This is a genomic window from Citrobacter sp. Igbk 17 (assembly GCF_028069775.1).
GTDB lineage: Bacteria > Pseudomonadota > Gammaproteobacteria > Enterobacterales > Enterobacteriaceae > Citrobacter.
Genome location: NZ_JANEWI010000027.1, coordinates 55412 through 71698 on the forward strand (window position 1 = coordinate 55412; position 16287 = coordinate 71698).

The 16287-nt window shown below is 51.9% G+C and carries 17 protein-coding genes; 9 read left to right on the forward strand and 8 right to left on the reverse strand.

Translation table 11 applies throughout. The features are described 5' to 3' along the window. Window positions 1-4: 4 nt before the first annotated feature. The 4 genes from NNO08_RS16030 to NNO08_RS16045 are packed head-to-tail and all read right to left on the reverse strand — an operon-like array spanning window position 5 to window position 3110. Window positions 5-682, reverse strand: a complete 678-nt coding sequence (locus NNO08_RS16030; protein WP_271440798.1) for an amino acid ABC transporter permease — start codon at window positions 680-682, stop codon at window positions 5-7. Beyond that, window positions 672-1457, reverse strand: coding sequence for an amino acid ABC transporter permease (locus tag NNO08_RS16035; protein ID WP_271457080.1), 786 nt, complete (start codon window positions 1455-1457; stop codon window positions 672-674). Before NNO08_RS16035 ends, NNO08_RS16030 begins: the two co-directional genes overlap by 11 nt. Beyond that, on the reverse strand, window positions 1457-2275 hold the full coding sequence (locus tag NNO08_RS16040) for an amino acid ABC transporter ATP-binding protein (RefSeq protein WP_271457081.1): 819 nt from the start codon (window positions 2273-2275) through the stop codon (window positions 1457-1459). The genes NNO08_RS16035 and NNO08_RS16040 overlap by 1 nt, the downstream gene beginning before the upstream one ends. Before the next feature lies 1 nt (window position 2276). Next, on the reverse strand, window positions 2277-3110 hold the full coding sequence (locus tag NNO08_RS16045) for an ABC transporter substrate-binding protein (protein ID WP_271457082.1): 834 nt from the start codon (window positions 3108-3110) through the stop codon (window positions 2277-2279). Between the two features lie 248 nt (window positions 3111-3358). Between NNO08_RS16045 and NNO08_RS16050 the strand changes: the two genes are divergently transcribed. Further along, the gene (locus NNO08_RS16050) at window positions 3359-3538 is read left to right on the forward strand and encodes a hypothetical protein (RefSeq protein ID WP_005122845.1); all 180 of its coding nucleotides are present in this window, start codon (window positions 3359-3361) and stop codon (window positions 3536-3538) included. Between the two features lie 117 nt (window positions 3539-3655). Then, window positions 3656-4549, forward strand: coding sequence for a LysR family transcriptional regulator (locus NNO08_RS16055; RefSeq protein ID WP_271457083.1), 894 nt, complete (start codon window positions 3656-3658; stop codon window positions 4547-4549). Between the two features lie 46 nt (window positions 4550-4595). Here the strand turns inward: NNO08_RS16055 and NNO08_RS16060 are convergent, their stop codons facing one another. Both NNO08_RS16060 and NNO08_RS16065 read right to left on the reverse strand, forming a co-directional pair. Beyond that, the gene (locus NNO08_RS16060; protein ID WP_003832695.1) at window positions 4596-4736 is read right to left on the reverse strand and encodes a hypothetical protein; all 141 of its coding nucleotides are present in this window, start codon (window positions 4734-4736) and stop codon (window positions 4596-4598) included. Between the two features lie 92 nt (window positions 4737-4828). Beyond that, window positions 4829-5560, reverse strand: a complete 732-nt coding sequence (locus tag NNO08_RS16065) for a FadR/GntR family transcriptional regulator (RefSeq protein ID WP_271440804.1) — start codon at window positions 5558-5560, stop codon at window positions 4829-4831. Between the two features lie 193 nt (window positions 5561-5753). Between NNO08_RS16065 and NNO08_RS16070 the strand changes: the two genes are divergently transcribed. The 7 genes from NNO08_RS16070 (at window position 5754) to NNO08_RS16100 (ending at window position 14472) form a co-directional block, all read left to right on the forward strand. Continuing rightward, window positions 5754-6659: a 2-dehydro-3-deoxygalactonokinase gene (locus tag NNO08_RS16070; protein ID WP_271457084.1), complete on the forward strand. Its 906-nt coding sequence runs from the start codon at window positions 5754-5756 to the stop codon at window positions 6657-6659. Then, a complete protein-coding gene (locus NNO08_RS16075) occupies window positions 6646-7293 on the forward strand; it encodes a 2-dehydro-3-deoxy-6-phosphogalactonate aldolase (RefSeq protein WP_271455373.1) in 648 nt (215 codons plus the stop codon). The genes NNO08_RS16070 and NNO08_RS16075 overlap by 14 nt, the downstream gene beginning before the upstream one ends. A 34-nt stretch (window positions 7294-7327) precedes the next feature. Next, on the forward strand, window positions 7328-8698 hold the full coding sequence (locus tag NNO08_RS16080) for an MFS transporter (RefSeq protein WP_271440807.1): 1371 nt from the start codon (window positions 7328-7330) through the stop codon (window positions 8696-8698). Next, window positions 8695-10407 (forward strand): dihydroxy-acid dehydratase, encoded by a 1713-nt coding sequence (gene ilvD, locus NNO08_RS16085; protein ID WP_271440808.1) that lies wholly within the window; start codon window positions 8695-8697, stop codon window positions 10405-10407. The genes NNO08_RS16080 and ilvD overlap by 4 nt, the downstream gene beginning before the upstream one ends. Further along, window positions 10407-11309, forward strand: a complete 903-nt coding sequence (locus NNO08_RS16090) for a dihydrodipicolinate synthase family protein (protein ID WP_271457085.1) — start codon at window positions 10407-10409, stop codon at window positions 11307-11309. Before ilvD ends, NNO08_RS16090 begins: the two co-directional genes overlap by 1 nt. Window positions 11310-11405: 96 nt before the next feature. Beyond that, the gene (locus NNO08_RS16095) at window positions 11406-12716 is read left to right on the forward strand and encodes an MFS transporter (RefSeq protein WP_271457086.1); all 1311 of its coding nucleotides are present in this window, start codon (window positions 11406-11408) and stop codon (window positions 12714-12716) included. A gap of 274 nt (window positions 12717-12990) precedes the next feature. Further along, window positions 12991-14472, forward strand: coding sequence for an APC family permease (locus tag NNO08_RS16100; RefSeq protein ID WP_137383305.1), 1482 nt, complete (start codon window positions 12991-12993; stop codon window positions 14470-14472). 92 nt (window positions 14473-14564) lie between these two features. Here the strand turns inward: NNO08_RS16100 and NNO08_RS16105 are convergent, their stop codons facing one another. Together NNO08_RS16105 and NNO08_RS16110 are read right to left on the reverse strand one after the other, a co-directional pair. Then, entirely contained in the window at window positions 14565-15263 is a 699-nt protein-coding gene (locus NNO08_RS16105) for a cache domain-containing protein (protein WP_271440811.1), read from the reverse strand. 24 nt (window positions 15264-15287) lie between these two features. Continuing rightward, the gene (locus NNO08_RS16110) at window positions 15288-16013 is read right to left on the reverse strand and encodes a FadR/GntR family transcriptional regulator (protein WP_271457087.1); all 726 of its coding nucleotides are present in this window, start codon (window positions 16011-16013) and stop codon (window positions 15288-15290) included. Window positions 16014-16287 lie beyond the last annotated feature (274 nt).

A 16287-nucleotide genomic window follows, 5' to 3' on the forward strand; every position in this document is an offset into this window, starting at 1 on the left:
GGGGCTATTTCAACGCGAACCGGCGCTGAGTGATCTTCTCCAGGCTAAAGCACAGCAGGTAATAGACCAGTCCGGTAAAGACAAAAATGGCCGCCGGGTAAATTTGTACCCGGCTGTTAACCTGACCCGCCACCGTCGTGAGCTCAGGCACGTTGACGATAAACGCCAGCGACGTATCCTTGAGTAGCCCGATAAAAATCCCCGTTAGCGAGGGGAGTACGTTGCGCAGAACCTGCGGCAACAGAATGAACCCGAGCGCCTGGAGTGGGCTAAATCCCTGAACGACTGCCGCATCATACTGACCGCCAGGCAATGCAGTTATGCCTGCGTACACGGAATGCATCACCGAAGCGGCGGTAAACCAGGCCAGTGCCAGTGTGACGGTTATGGCTCCCGGTAAATCACTGCCTGTGAGCATGGGTAACAGATACCACATCCAGAAAATCACGAAGATTAACGGAATACCACGAATAAACTCTGCCCAGATAAACAGCCCCTTACGTATCGCCCCAGGAAAACGCCAGGCACAGCAGGCGAGTGCGATCCCGGCGGGAAGCGCCAGTACCGCTGCGCCAATCGCCATCAGCAGCGTGAGCAGAACACCCCCCGGTTGACCCTCTGCGACCCGCCCCCACAGGAGGTAGTCCAGATTGTCGGTAATAACCGAAATATTAGCGATCATGCAGTAGGCTCCTGAAACGAAATATGCCTGTTTTACGCGCCAACGGTTTACCTGCTGCAGGTACAGGGCCAAGACGGGTTAACAACATCCCCAGCACAATACCGGTCAACAGGTAGAGTGCCGTGCCGACGGCAAAGGCTTCCAGCGCATGGGCGTTATAGCTTTCAATTTGCCGCACCTGGTATGTCAGTTCGGCAAAGCCAATGCCGCTGGCTAATGAAGACAGCTTCATCAGATTAAGATATTGCCCCACAATTGGCTGCCAGGCATTTGCCAGCCCCTGAGGGAGCAGGATGTGACGGAAAGTCGCCCATGACGAAAAACCCTGTGCTATGGCTGCCTCGCGCTGCCCACCAGACACCGCCTGTAAACCGGAGGTGACCTCTTCGACCAGAAAGGCCGAGGTAAAGACACCCAGCCCCCATGCGGAGCAGAGAAACTCCGGCGTTAACCACCAGACATCTCCTGGCAGAATGGACCAGGCGTGTTCCGCATTAATGAAGGTAATCACGTCGCGAGGAAGGAGATTCCACGCAGCAAAGTACCAGAACATCAGCTGAACCAGTAAAGGGGTATTGCGAAAAACAGAAACCCACACGCTGACCACGGTGGTCGCAAAGCGGTGTCCTGTCAGGCGCAGGCTGAGCAGAAAGATGGCAAATACCGTGGCGAGTACCACGCCGGCTAGCGTGACCCAGAGTGTGGTCAGAAAACCGGAGATTATCCATTGCAGAGGTTGCCCGCTCAGCACCCCCTGCCAGTCCATTGCATGCATTATAACGATGACTCCTGGTGTAACGGGTCGAGCACTTTTTTCAGAAAACGTTGGGTCCTGGGGTGCTGAGGACGTGTGAAAAACGCCTCAGGAGGTGCGACTTCGAGAATATCGCCGCCATCAATAAACACCACACGATCGGCAATCTCCCGGGCGAAATGCATTTCATGCGTTACGACAATCATGGTGATGCCGCTATGGGCAAGACTCTTCATTACCTGCAACACTTCGCCGATCATTTCTGGATCCAGCGCGGAGGTGGGTTCATCGAACAGAATGATTTGCGGTGAGGAGGCCAGGGCGCGGGCGATGGCAACACGTTGTTGCTGTCCGCCGGAAAGTTGGGCGGCATATGCATCGGCTTTTTCGGCCAACCCTACCTGTTCCAGCAGTTCAAGTGCCCGTTGCTCAGCATCCGCTTTTTTCCAACCGTGAACATATTCCAGCGCCAGTGTGATGTTCTGCTGTGCTGTCAGGTGGGCGTAGAGATTAAATTGCTGGAATACAAAGCCAATTCGGCTGCGAAGCTGACGCAATGCGGGGCCGCGCAGCTGACCGATTGGTTGGTCATCAATAAAAATATCGCCGCCGCTCAGTGACTCCAGTTGGTTGATCAGACGAATTAGCGTTGATTTTCCTGAGCCAGAAGGCCCGAGAATGGTGACGACTTCGCCCGGTTCAACCGACAGGCTGACGCCGTTAAGCACGGTATGATTGTCATAGTGTTTTATGACATTACGCAGTTCAACACGCGCCTGGCGCAGATGCGTAAAATCCGCAGCCGAAGCTGCGGGACGATTAAAAAGGCCTGAGAGCATATTACTTCGCTTCTATTTTGAAGGCGCGGGGCTGTGGATTTTTGGTTTGCGGACCAAACCAGACGTCATAAATTTTGGCTGCCTGCCCGGTAGACTCGAGCTTTAATAGCTCGTCGTTCACGGCCTTTAACAGCGCAGGTTCCCCTTTTTTCACACCCACACCAATTTCTTCTTTGCTCAACAAGTCGGGCAAAATTTTGAAATCTGCTTTATCCGGCGCACCGCCTAACAACCCTGCCAGAATGGTGCTGTCCTGGGTGATCGCCTGGACATTACCATTACGCAGTGCGGTTAATGCCAGCGGAATATCGTCATAGGCCAGCACACGTGATTGTGGAAAACGCTGGCGCAACGCCTGCTCACCTGTCGTCCCTTTAACTGCGCCGATACGGGCCTTGCTGTAGTCATCAAGCTTATCCGGCGATTTTGCCGGAACGAGGAATTGCTGCCCGGTAACGAAGTAAGGGGCGGAGAAATCGATAACCTGTGCACGCTCAGGTGTAATAGTGATATCCGCTACGATTAAATCGGCCTTACCGGATTGCAATAACGGAATACGGTTAGCCGGATTGGTGGCGATCAGTTCCAGTTTAACGCCAAGTGATTTAGCCAGCGCTTCAGCGAAATCAACGTCGTAGCCGACAATCTTATGCGTTTTTGCATCAATAGAACCGAACGGTGGATTGGCGTCAAAGGTGGCGATTTTTACCACACCTGCGGCTTTGATATCGGCCAGTTGATCGGCCTGAGCATTTGACGCGGCAATGCCTGACGCCAGCAGGACACTGAGTGCCAGCCATGTTTTTTTTGTGCTGTGAATTTTCGTTGCCATCATTTTCTTTGAATCCCTGTTGTTTTGGTTTGTGCTTTTTACGCTCCCATAACTTGTGGCGGTGACCAAATAAGAAAAAATTCTTATCTATATACAAAATGATATTAGTGAAAGGGGTGTTAATTACGGGTGAAAATAATGAAAAACTGAAATGCAAAATAGTGCACAACGTTGGCAAAAATTCGCATTTCATTTTTTACGCATTCTGCGTTGGAATACGTTGTGTCCAACAGACAGAGGCGGTGGAGAAGATGAACGGGGTTAAATATCTTTGGTTGCGTATCAAGAATCGACATCCACAGACGCCACAGCATAGTGCGGAACGAAATCTTCAGCGTGTTGTGGAGTCTGTTCTTCCTGTCGCCAGCCTGTATGGGGTGGATATCGCCAACATTGATCCGGAGTGGTTCCGTGATAAAACAACACGCTGAACTTCGCCTGACGCGCGAAATGTACTGGAATGAAGTGTGCAAAATAAGCAGAAATACTACTGAATCCCTATTCTGACCTGTAACATACGACAAAACAGGTCTGGATTGGGAACAAGCATGCTGCGTGATAATTTTAACGATCTCTATTATCTCATTGTTGTCGCACGTGAACGCAGTTTTACCCGCGCCGCAGCGAAGCTAGGGGTCTCGCAGTCAGCATTAAGCCATGCTATTCGTGGGCTTGAGGAGCGACTGGATGTCAGACTGCTGACCCGTACCACGCGAAGCGTCGCGCCAACCGAAGCCGGAGAACGGCTTATCAACAGTATCAGTCCGCGTTTCGATGACATTGAGACGGAGCTATTGGCATTAACCGATATTCGTCAGCGTGTGGCGGGTAATATCCGTCTGACGCTCGGGGAACATGCGTTGCAATCGACAGTCTGGCCTGCACTACAGCCGTTTTTGCAGGCGTATCCTGATGTAAATGTGGAAATGACTATCGACAATAGCCTGACGGATATCGTGACGGGACGCTATGATGCCGGTATCAGGCTTGGTGAGCAGGTGGCCAAAGATATGGTTGCTGTCAGGATCGGCCCCGACTGGCGCATGGTCGTGGTGGGGTCACCCGCTTATTTTGCCCGCCATGGCAAACCGCAAACCCCACACGATCTACAGAATCATAACTGCATCAATATGCGCATGCCGACCCTCGGTGGGCTGTATGCCTGGGAGTTTGCCAGGAATGGGCAGGATCTCCGCGTGCGGGTAGAAGGACAGCTTATTTTTAACAATCTGCCACCGCGTATCAGTGCGGCAATTTCGGGCATGGGCCTGGCTTTTGTACCGGAAGATACCGTCGAACAGGCGGTAGCAGAAGGGGCGTTGGAAAAAGTACTGGAAGACTGGTGTGAACCTTTTCCCGGTTATTACCTGTACTATCCCAGCCGTAGACAACATACCGCGGCCTTTGCACAGTTGATTGAAGCGTTGCGTTATACGGCGTGAAGCGCAGGCTGACTAGAAAAAAACCGGCATTGCGCCGGTTCAGAAATTAGATTTTGCAGGCATCGCCGCAGTCGTTATCAGCAATAATTTCCTGCGCTTTTTTGTCCGCATCTTCCAGACGTTCAGCATTACGCTCTTGTGCTTCTTCCAGTCCATCAAAGACCAGATTATCGAGATCAATTTCCATCATTCACCTGCTCAGGTTCAGCGTTTAACATCGTTCCATTATATTGCAAAAATGTTGCTGAACAGCAGCGATTATTGCTACTAAGCACGTTCTTATACCAGGTCAGCGTATTTTTCCGGCAGCGTATCCCACAGATGGCGGTTCGCGGCGCTGAGAATAATATCGCGCATACATTCCCTGGCCGTCACGCCTTGACGCAGGCGTATCGCTTCCAGCAGCAGACGGTGCTGCTCAACAGCGTGCTCGGTTTCCCGCACCGAGGATTCCTGCGTCTGTTTAAACGACAGCATCATGGCGGCGGAAAGGGCGTTGCCAATCGACATTAAGAACGGGTTATGACACGACTTCAATAGCGCTGTGTGAAACGCCAAATCCCCTTCCTCAAACAGCGCAATTTCATCTTGTTGTTGCCCGCGCGACATCAGCGTCCAGGCCTCTTCAATCGCGGCCAGATCGCGCGCTGTTGCGTTGGCGGCAGCCAACGCGGCAGCGTTGGGCTCGAACATCAAACGGGTGACGACCAGCTGTTCTGCGACATCAGGTGAGATACCCACTTCTTCCATCCAGCCCAGCACATCCGTATCCAGAAAACTCCAGAGTTCGCGTGGGTTGACCGTACTGCGACGTTTAGCCTGAATCGACAGTAATCCTTTCGCCGATAAAACATGCAGTGCGTTTCGTACAGAAGTACGCGATGCAGAGTACTGCACGGCTAGCTCATTCTCGCCGGGGAGCATCTCCCCATCGCTCAGGGTGCCGCGGAGGATTTTCATTGCCAGATCACGCGTGATCGTTTCGGAGATGGTGGCCAGGGAAGTCGTCATTGTTCGCCTTGAAAAATAGAGGGTTGCCCATTGTACGCATAAAACAAGGCGTTATGTATACAAGGAAGCATCACTTGTCCCTTCAGATAACACAATTATACGTTTTGTTTCACTTCACGATCGTGCTCACAGATCACTTACATAAAATTAACTACATTCTTGTCATACAAGATTTAATAATTGGGGTTACAAGATGAAATGGGAATGGATTGCGGTTGACTGGGGAACCTCAAATTTCCGGGCGTGGTTGATGGCAGGAGATGACGTGCTGGATAAACGTAGCGCCAACTGCGGACTGCTCCATGTCAAACAAGGTCAATTCGATGGCACGCTAAAAATGCTGCTGGGTGAGTGGGTGACTAATGCAGCTCCGACAATAGCGATGGCCGGAATGGTGGGTTCGCAGCAGGGCTGGTATGAGGTTGACTATTGTCCGCTTCCTGCCAATGCCGACAGTTTGCTTGCCCACAGCAAAACGTTCACGACCTCATGGGGAAGTGAGGCGTGGATTGTTCCTGGTTTGCGAGCGTCACCTGCTGGCGGCATACCGGACGTGATGCGTGGCGAAGAGGTTCAGTTGCTGGGGCTGGCGATACTGGAAGATATTGCGGATTTTCAGGCAATTTTACCGGGCACGCACAGCAAACATGTAGCGGTCGAGAATAGGCAGGTTACTGATTTTTCGACATATATGACCGGTGAGCTTTTTCAGGTATTGATTTCTCACTCGTTACTTGGCCGCGGTCTTCCTGATGCGGTGATCGATGACAGTGCATTTCTACTTGGGGTAGAGGCATCCCAGCGTCACGCGGCGCTAAGCCAACTCCTTTTTTCCACCCGAACGCGGCGACTTTCAGGTGAATTACCTGCTGAATCCGTCAGTGATTATCTCTCCGGATTATTGATCGGTACAGAGTTCGGCGCTGACTGTCGCGGGCTTGTCTGGCTGGTGGGGAGTGCGGCGCTAACTCGCCGCTACCAGTTGGCGGCAACGGCGTTGGGTATTAATACACGCTGCATTGATGGCGATTGCTGTTTTATCGCCGGAATGCAGTCCCTTCAACAACGGCTAACAGAGAAACACCATGGACAGTTTTGACTTTGCCACGTTGTGGCAGAAAACACCGCTTCCGATGATCGCCATTCTGCGCGGTCTGACACCTGAGGAAGCACCGGATATCGGGGATGTACTGCTGGAGGCCGGCTTCACCTGGCTGGAGGTTCCGCTAAATTCCCCGCGAGCGCTCGATTCTATCACGCTGCTACGTGAACGCGTTGGCGAGCGTGCTATCGTCGGGGCGGGTACGGTACTGACGGCGGCGCAGGTTGATAGCGTTGTCGATGCGGGCGGGCAAGTGATTATCTCGCCGAATATGAACACCTCGGTCATCCGCCGTAGCAGGGAGCGGGGGGCGATTAGCTTACCCGGTGTGATCACCCCAAGCGAGGCGTTTACGGCGCTGGATGCCGGAGCCAGCGGGCTGAAGTTTTACCCTGCGGAAATGATCTCCCCGGACATACTGCGAGCTATGTGCGTGGTCCTACCGCCTCACGTGATTTGCATGCCGGTCGGCGGTGTTTCAGCCGAGGCTCAGCAGTTGCAAAACTGGATGTCGGCGGGGGCAAAAGGCTTTGGCTGCGGTGGTGGTTTATACCGTGCGGGCACATGCCGTGAACAGGTTATGCATAACGCGCTGGCCTATGCTCAAGCCTGGCAACAGGTAAATACCTGAGCGTCGCGCCAATAACAACTTAAGAGGCTGAAAGATGAATACGCGTACCCTCGATACTGAAAATAAAAATGCGGTTTATCGTAAAGTGACCCGACGGCTGATCCCGTTTTTAATCCTGTGTTATTTCTTTGCCTATCTCGATCGTGTAAACGTGGGCTTCGCCAAACTCCATATGCAGGATGCGCTTAATCTGAGCGATACAGTTTATGGGATTGGTGCCGGTATCTTTTTTATTGGTTACTTTATCTTTGAAGTCCCCAGCAACCTGTTGATGCAGCGGTTTGGTCCCCGCTTCTGGATTGCGCGCATCATGGCCAGCTGGGCGATATTGTCCGCGCTGACAATGTTTGTGACTACTCCGACCCAGTTCTATGTCGTGCGCTTTTTACTGGGTGTCGCGGAAGCCGGATTCTTCCCTGGGATCGTTTACTATTTAACGCTGTGGTTCCCCTCATGGCGCTCTGCTCGTACGCTCGGGCTGTTTATCCTGGTCACACCGTTATCAACTATTATCGGCAGTCCACTATCGGGGCTGATCCTGAAAATGTTTGAGGGCGTGGGTCACCTGCATAACTGGCAATGGCTGTTCCTGGTGGAGGCAATCCCATCATTCCTGCTGGCCTTCGTGGTGTTGCGCTATCTCGATAATGACGTGAAATCGGCGAAATGGTTGTCGGATGCTGAAAAAGCGCTGATCGAACAGGATTTGCAAAAAGACCAGCTTGATAAAGTAGCGGCGAATGCGGGAATGCCGCAGCACAGCCTGTCTGCCATGTTCCGCAACCGGTTCGTCTGGCTGCTGGCACTGATCTTCTTCAGCTTCAATATCGGCTATTACGGCATTAACTTCTGGTTGCCATCGATCATTAAAAGCTCCGGCGTACAGGATGATTTTGCTATCGGCCTGCTGGCGGCGGTGCCGTATATCTTCGGCGCGGTCTGCATGTTGTGGAACAGCCGTCACTCAGACCTGAAGCAGGAGCGCCGTTGGCACATTGCCATTCCGGCGATAGTCGGTGCGATTGGCCTGACGTTTAGCGCCCTCAATGAAGGCTCCACGTTCTGGATGATGGCATGGATTTGTGTCGCGATGTCCGGCACGTTATCGCTGATTCCAACCTATATCAGCCTGCCAGGGACGCTGCTCTCGGGTACTGCTGCTGCAGCAGGCATCGCGTTAGTGAACTCCATCGGCAACCTGGCCGGGTTCTTTGGTCCGACCGTACTGGGCTGGCTGAAAGACACCACCGGCAGCACCAGTAGCGGGCTGTATATTCTGGCGGGATTCCTGGTGCTCTGCGCACCGCTGATTTTCCTCATCCCGGCACGCCTGATTAACCCCCGCGATCGAAAAGCGACGACACAGGCAGAAAGCAGTGTATTAACGAAAAGAGGTCATATATGAGCAGTTGTGGCAGCGGATGCGCAGGTTGTGGTGGCGAACACTTCAACCCGATCCTCAGCGGTGATGACGGCGCCTTAAAACGTGCCCTGTATAAATCAATGGGACATACCGACGAGCAACTTCGCCGGCCAGTGATTGCCGTTGTCAACAGTTATACCAATGCAACGGCAGGGCATGCCAACCTGAATGAACTCACGACACATGTGCTAAAGGGCATTGATGAAGCGGGTGGCGTAGGCATGGTGTTTGGTACCATCGCTCCTTGTGACGGTATTGCAGAAGGGCATCTGGGCATGCGCTACATCCTGGCGGCGCGGGAAATTATCGCCAGCTCGATCGAAGTGATGATGCGTGCCCACCGCTTCGACGGCATGGTGCTATTGGGGTCTTGTGACAAAATTGTCCCCGCCATGTTGATGGCGGCGGCGCGACTTGATATTCCGGCCATTCTGGTCAACGGTGGGCCAATGTATCCTGCTGAATACAAAGGTAAGCACTGGGACGGCAATATTGTCACTGAGGCGATAGGCTGGAAACGTCGCGGGGAAATCGATGAGGCAGAGTTCCGGCACATTGAAGATATTGCCGAACCAGGGCACGGATCCTGCACGATGTACGGAACGGCCAATACGATGTGCTGTATTGCTGAGGTTTTGGGTATGAGCCTGCCGGGGAGCAGTACGCTGCCCGCGATTTCACGCGAACGCCGTGATTGCGCCTATGCGACAGGAATGACCGCAGTGGACCTGGTAAAGCGCGGCGTGAATGCGCGGCAGATCATTACCCGCGACGCGATCCGCAATGCGATGACCTATCTGTTGGCTACGGGGGGCTCAACCAACGCCATTCTGCACCTGCAAGCTATTTACTATGAGGCCGAACTGGGACATCTGCCGCTGGCTGAGTTTGATGCTCTGAGTCATCAGGTACCGCTGGTGGCTTCGCTCTATCCGGCATCGGAATACGACATGATCGACTTCTGGGAAGCGGGGGGCGTCGCTGCGGTGGAAAAAGAGATCGCCAACCTGTTGGAACTCAATTGCCTGACGGTCAATGGACAGAAAAAAGGGGAGTGGCTAATGGATGTTCCTGCCACTCGTCGCCCGGAAGTGATTCATACGCTGGCGATCCCGGTACGCAATGAATCCGGTGTCGCGGTGCTGCATGGCAATTTGTCGCCTATGGGGTGTGTGGTGAAACCCGCTGCGGTTCCGGAGCATTTGATGGTCTTTACCGGACCTGCCGTGGTGTTTAACAGCGAGGATGAGGCCGTCGAGTCGATCCTCTCCGGTGATATTCAACCCGGCAGCGTGTTGGTTCTGCGTTACGAAGGACCGAAGGGGGGGCCGGGCATGCCAGAGATGTATAAGCCGATGAAATTCCTCGAAGGGATGAATCTCTCGGACTCGTGTGCGCTGATCACCGATGGGCGTTTTTCCGGTTCAAATCGGGGGCTATTCGTTGGGCATATTTCGCCAGAAGCCAGCGATGGCGGCGTGCTGGCACTGGTTGAAACGGGGGACACTATCAGCATTGATATTCCGCAGCGGACATTAACGCTGAATGTGGCGGATGCCGTACTGGCAGAGCGTCAAAAAGTCTGCCAACTGGTGCATAAAGAGGTGCCACGTGGATTCTTGCGGCTGTATCGTCGTTGGGCGCTACCTGCGGCGCAAGGGGCTGTACTGGCCGATAGGGAGGATCTCTGATGTCATCAGTCGCAATGATCCAGGGCGTCAATCCCATCGTCGCCATGCCGTTTACCGCACAGGGTGAGGTCGATTTTACGAGTTTTCGTCGGCTGGTGGCTCACCTTTCCGGTCTCGGTGTGAATGGTTTAACGTTGTTTGGTATTGCCAGCGAGTTTCCCAAGCTGGACGATGGCGAACGGTTGCAACTGGCAGAAATCTATCTTGATGAATTGTCGGGGAAACGACTGTTTCGTGCACTGTCGATTACCGATCATAGCACCGACCTTGCAGTACGGCGGGCGCGGCTGTACCAAAGCATGGGGGCTGACGCGTTGATGTTGCTCCCGCCATTTTTCCTGCAACCGTCACTGGCAGCTGTACAGGCGCACATCTCTGCCGTACTTGAGGCGGTAACTATTCCGGTGATGGTGCAGTACGCGCCAGGCGAAACAGGATTCCCGGTTACGCCACATCAACTGGCCGAGGTCGCAAAACGCTATCCACATGCGGTGTTTAAGATTGAATGTAATCCGCCTGTGGATTACACGCGTGAATTCCTGCAACAGGCTCCAGACGCTCACGTTCTCAACGGTTACGCAGGTCTCTATATGCTGCATATGCTGGACGTGGGCGGAAAAGGCGTGATGCCAGGCTGCTCGTTTAGCGAAATTTATGTGCGTATTTATCGACACTGGTTGGCGGGGGAACATCAGCAGGCGGTGCAATTACACAACGCGCTGTTGCCGTATATTCAGCGTTGGATGCAGCACTGCGAATATATTATCCAGATTGAAAAAACGATATTGCAGCGACGCGGGATCATCGCCGATGACTATTGTCGTAAACCCGGTTGGCAATTAGCGGATGAGGATTTAAAAACCATCGATAGTTTTATTTCACAGTTCAATTTGTCGGTCTGAGTCATCTCCAGCAAGTGGATCGGGTATGGCACATCCATACCCGATTAAACACCTGTTCGTACTGGCGTTCTATAGCGCGCAGCATGCGAGGTTAATATGCAAAATGATATTCATGATTCAACGATTAAGAGAGTGAACAAACGGCTTATTCCCTTCCTGATGTTGCTGTATCTTATTGCTTATATTGACCGTTCTAACATCTCAGTCGCCGCATTACAGATGAACGCCGATCTTGCGCTAACCGCTGAAATGTATGGTATTGCTGCTGGTATTTTTTATATTGCTTATATTCTTTTTGAAGTGCCCAGCAATGTCATTCTGACGCGCGTTGGCGCGAAACTGTGGATCGCCAGGATTATGGTGACCTGGGGCATGATTGCTGCGTGTATGAGTCTGGTACAGACGCCAACGCAGCTATATATTATGCGTTTTTTACTCGGTGTCGCGGAGGCGGGATTTACCCCCGGGATTATTTATTATCTTTCCTGTTGGTACCCGCGAAATAACCGGGCACATGCCATGTCCATGTTTTATATCGGCGCTGCGCTGGCATCAGTCATTGGCTTGCCAATTTCCGGCTCTATTTTAAATATGCATGGTTTTTTCGATATTGCGGGCTGGCGTTGGCTGTTTTTATTAGAAGGTATTCCGGCGGTTATCCTCGGTGTGGTCGTTTGGTTTTATCTTGATGATTCTCCCGCTCAGGCGCGTTGGCTCAGTGTACAGGAACGAGACTGGTTACAACGGAAACTCTCGTCCGAAGCCGGGGCAGACATTCATCACCATCAGTGGCATCAGGCTCTCACCAGTAAAAAGGTATGGTTACTCAGTGCCATCTGGTTGCTGCAGGCCTTTGGTACGATAGGCATTACGTTGTTCCTGCCGCTGATCGTTAAAGGTGTCGTCACGGAGCAAAGTAACCTGATTGTCAGCTTACTCTCCGCGGTACCTTTTTTGTTCGCATGTCTGTTTATGTGGCTCAATGGTCGCCATTCTGACCGTAGTGGAGAGCGACGTCTGCACCTTGCAATCCCGCTGATGTTAGCCGGCGGATTACTCCTTGTCGCGGTTTATACCCAGTATCTGCTGCTGGCATACCTTCTGCTGGTGGTAACGGTCGGTCTGAACTGGGCAATTACCCCAATATTCTGGGCGGCAACCACTGAATCCTTAACCGGGGTCGCAGGCGCAGCGGCCATCGCACTGATCAATGCTGTTGCCAACGTGGCAGGCCTGGTGTTTCCGCCGCTCATGGGACGGTTGAAAGATCTGACAGGAAATTATGATGCGTCTTTGGTGATTGTTGCGTTTGCCCTGGTGAGTGGCGGTGGGTTGGCACTGTACGTTCTGTCAATATCTCCCACGCGTAACTCGCGAGTTGCTGGAAAAGAAGAAAGCCTGCGTTAAGTCAAAAATCGTCGTTTCCACTGGTGCGTACCTGGGCATAAACGCCAACCAGGTGCGCACCAGCCATCTCATCCCGCCAACGCTGAAAATCTCTCGTAACTCACTCTATGTGTAAAATAAATGTTAACAAACTGAGTCATATCCCCGTCCATTCAGGAACGTGATGTGCGATTTGTTTTAACAAATATGCGACAAAATCACTATACATATAACTTAATATCTTTTATACATTAATTGTTCAACCCTGCGACTATTCCACAAAAGAGAAAGAAATATGGAACAGACACCTGATAAGAAAAACGATAATTTTCAAAAAGATGGCAAAGAACAGTTCAACCGCTCGATCGGGCTTATTTCAAATTTTGCGTTGGGTTTTACCTACCTGTCGCCGCTTACCGCTGTTTATTCGCTGTTCGCGTTGGCAGTGACGTTGGCAGGACCACCCGCAGTGTGGTGGATTTTGATCGTCGCGTGTGGGCAGTTGTTAGTCGCCCTGGTGTTTGGTGAGGTTGCGTCTCAATATCCGATCACCGGGGGACTGTATCCCTGGGCGAGAAGGTTGTGGGGTAAGAAATATGCGTGGATCGCCGCCTGGATCTACCTGTGGGCGCTGGTGGTGACAATTACCTCGATCGCGGAATACACATCAACATTTGTTGAATCACTCTTTCATTATGGCCAGACACCCGCCACCATGCTGGTGACTTCCGTTTTGCTGCTGCTCTTGATGATGGCCGTCAATATGTCCGGGACCAGGAATCTGGCCAGGGTCGCCAAAATTGGTTTCTGGTGTGAAATCGTCAGCGTGATTGCGCTGGGTATTTACCTGCTGATTTTCCACCGTTCACAGCCTTTCTCCGTCATCTTTGATTCGATGGGGGTACTGGCGCATGACGGAAGTTATTCCACCGCCTTTATGTCCGCCGCGCTGATGGGCCTGTTTATGTTCTTTGGCTTCGAGGCGTGCGGTAACGTTGCAGAGGAAGTGCAAAATCCAAGCAAAAAAATCCCGGTAGCCATGATTTTAAGTATCGTGTTTGGCGCGATCTCCGCCATTATCTCCGTCATGGGCTACCTGCTGGCGTCACCGAACCTGGTGAGTATCGTGAATGGTAAAACCGCCGATCCGATCCCGGCCATCCTTAATGAAGCGCTGGGGGAAACCGGTGCGACGGTCTTTATTATTGTCGCTATTATCGCGATGCTGTCGTGCATTTTGTCTCTGCAAGCAGCATTAAGTCGTCTTATCTTTTCTTTCTCCCGCGACAGAATGCTGCCGGGCAGTGAATGGATGGCCAAAATTTCTAAAAATGGTGTCCCGGATAATGCCATGGTCGTCAGCTGTGTGTTGCCCGTTATCATTTGTGTCTGGGTCTATTTCCAGCCAGATAACTTATCGCGTATCACCGCATTTGCTGTTATCGGTATTTATATTTCATTCCAGATGGTGGTACTGGCCGCGCTGCGTCAACGTCTGAAAGGCTGGAAACCCGCCGGAGAGTGGACGATTGGTGGTTGGGGTGTGATTGTAAACGTGCTGGCGTTAGCTTACGGTCTGTGTGGGATCTGGTTACTGGCACAGCCTGCTGACAGCAGTGATTTCATCGACCGTTGGACAGTACTGTTTGGTCTGGCGATTGTGGTAGGTTCAGGATTGATCTACATGTTCCTTACCCGACCCTTTGGCCGCTCGGCTGCACCGGAAAACGATGCCATTGCCTACGCCACGAAACTCAATATGGGGCAGGATAACTAAAACTAAGGGCCTTCGGGCCCTTAGTTTCGACCGTTTTACGCGCCGGATACGACGCTGGCATCCTTATCCGGTAACGCTCAGCCTTGAATTGACTATTTCTGGTAGTGATAAAGGATAAAGTAGTCGCTTTGATACACCACTGTGCTGTGCGCAGGTGACAATAATTCACCGACACGAAAGCGCGGCCAACTGGAAAAGATGATCCGGTTTTCCAGATTGGTCAGGATGACATAATCAGGGTGAGGGCAGGAGAGCAGTTCGGCTTCTATCTGACTGACCAGCAGATCGACGGCGGCGACGCCGAGAAACTGATCATGATAGTAAACTGGCACCGCTGAGGTTAGGGTATAGGAGATGTTACAGATATAGTCGACATACGGGCCATGGATATACGCTTCACCTGCCGGAGGCGAATGCTTAAACCACTCAAAGGTTCTGAAATCCAGCCGCTGTTGCGTCGCCTGATCCAAATCCAGATGTGCCTGACTCAATCCATTATCTTTCTTATACCACCATTCCAGCAGCCAATATTCTTTGGTGGTTTCTGTACTCTCAATATGGCTGGCGAAACCTGCGCCCGAACAGTAGTGGTTGTTGTTCAGTGTGCTCTTGATGTGCTGCTGAACCGTTGATCTGACAGCGGGGTCGAGGACAACTTCGGCTGAAGCTTTTTGCACACCAGCAATGGCCTCGTGAATGCTCCTCGCCAGCGCAACGGTAGACTCTACGGTAGAGGCGGTAATATCATCAATTTTACGGATTAATGCGCTTAAGGATGTCGAAGAGCTCATGGTCTGTCCTGCCTTCACTGATTGTCAGTTCGAGTTATATTTCAGCTTTTTTTCAATAAGGTAATAGGTAAACGTGTCGATGATCTGCGTGGCGTACTGGACTGACTCGGTCTCGTTATGGGCGGCGAGCGCGTCGGCCAGCGCCGAATAAAGCGCAATAATTTCCGCATGAATATTGTCGGCGCGATAGAGTATTGCCACCAGTGATGCCCACTCGGCCTGGACCTGAAGCTCCTGGTTGGCCAGCCGTGCTGAATGAGAGCTGGCCGCAATTGCCAGCAAACAACGCATATCGGCCTGAGTCATCAGTTCAGGTGAATCGGCTTTCCTCAGTACGTCTACAAACTCGCGAAATTTGGCAATGTCCGACGCGGTCATGCGTCTGGAGGCTAACCTGGCGCTGTGGCTGATAATGGCGCAATGCATTTCGCCTAAATCCGAAAGGTAATCGGTACTGATCGATTTAAACGGATGCAGGGCGCTATTTTTGCCATCAATATTCTCGCAAACGAAGCTCCCGCCATTACGGCCACGAACCGTATGGATAAGATTATTAGCCCGAAGCGTGTTGAGCGCTTCTCTGATAGTGATATGTGAGACACCCATCATCTTTGCCAAATCGGTTTCATTGGGCAGCTGTTCTTTTGGCTCCAGCAACCCGGTAATAATGGCGTTTGAAAGGCGCTGCACTATCTGGTCTGAACGACTGACCTGCCCGATAGGCGCAAATATGACCGCATGAGTAATCATAATCTTTTCTGCACTCAATTCCCTGAAACAACGACCATTTTTAACACATGCCCGCGGGGCACGAAAGGTCAGAATGGCCGCGTTATTTTACCAGCCCACGCGCAACATCGCTGCACAGGCGGATGTGTGTCCCGATAGCGTCAAAACGCATTCCGCGCTGACGATAAATAACCTTACCCTGAAAATGTAAAATTTAAGTTAAAAGTGCGAGGCTTATCATAGTGTCAATGTTGCGCATTTGAAAAATTTTTACAATATATATATTACATAAGCT

Excerpts from the sequence above, each read along its gene's own strand:
- ilvD (WP_271440808.1), top strand. The coding sequence starts at position 8,695 with ATGAGCAGTTGTGGCAGCGGATGCGCAGGTTGTGGTGGCGAACACTTC.
- NNO08_RS16030 (WP_271440798.1), bottom strand. The coding sequence starts at position 682 with ATGATCGCTAATATTTCGGTTATTACCGACAATCTGGACTACCTCCTG.
- NNO08_RS16095 (WP_271457086.1), top strand. The coding sequence starts at position 11,406 with ATGCAAAATGATATTCATGATTCAACGATTAAGAGAGTGAACAAACGG.
- NNO08_RS16070 (WP_271457084.1), top strand. The coding sequence starts at position 5,754 with ATGAAATGGGAATGGATTGCGGTTGACTGGGGAACCTCAAATTTCCGG.
- NNO08_RS16100 (WP_137383305.1), top strand. The coding sequence starts at position 12,991 with ATGGAACAGACACCTGATAAGAAAAACGATAATTTTCAAAAAGATGGC.
- NNO08_RS16090 (WP_271457085.1), top strand. The coding sequence starts at position 10,407 with ATGTCATCAGTCGCAATGATCCAGGGCGTCAATCCCATCGTCGCCATG.
- NNO08_RS16080 (WP_271440807.1), top strand. The coding sequence starts at position 7,328 with ATGAATACGCGTACCCTCGATACTGAAAATAAAAATGCGGTTTATCGT.
- NNO08_RS16040 (WP_271457081.1), bottom strand. The coding sequence starts at position 2,275 with ATGCTCTCAGGCCTTTTTAATCGTCCCGCAGCTTCGGCTGCGGATTTT.
- NNO08_RS16050 (WP_005122845.1), top strand. The coding sequence starts at position 3,359 with ATGAACGGGGTTAAATATCTTTGGTTGCGTATCAAGAATCGACATCCA.
- NNO08_RS16075 (WP_271455373.1), top strand. The coding sequence starts at position 6,646 with ATGGACAGTTTTGACTTTGCCACGTTGTGGCAGAAAACACCGCTTCCG.
- NNO08_RS16060 (WP_003832695.1), bottom strand. The coding sequence starts at position 4,736 with ATGGAAATTGATCTCGATAATCTGGTCTTTGATGGACTGGAAGAAGCA.
- NNO08_RS16055 (WP_271457083.1), top strand. The coding sequence starts at position 3,656 with ATGCTGCGTGATAATTTTAACGATCTCTATTATCTCATTGTTGTCGCA.
- NNO08_RS16110 (WP_271457087.1), bottom strand. The coding sequence starts at position 16,013 with ATGATTACTCATGCGGTCATATTTGCGCCTATCGGGCAGGTCAGTCGT.
- NNO08_RS16065 (WP_271440804.1), bottom strand. The coding sequence starts at position 5,560 with ATGACGACTTCCCTGGCCACCATCTCCGAAACGATCACGCGTGATCTG.
- NNO08_RS16045 (WP_271457082.1), bottom strand. The coding sequence starts at position 3,110 with ATGATGGCAACGAAAATTCACAGCACAAAAAAAACATGGCTGGCACTC.
- NNO08_RS16105 (WP_271440811.1), bottom strand. The coding sequence starts at position 15,263 with ATGAGCTCTTCGACATCCTTAAGCGCATTAATCCGTAAAATTGATGAT.
- NNO08_RS16035 (WP_271457080.1), bottom strand. The coding sequence starts at position 1,457 with ATGCATGCAATGGACTGGCAGGGGGTGCTGAGCGGGCAACCTCTGCAA.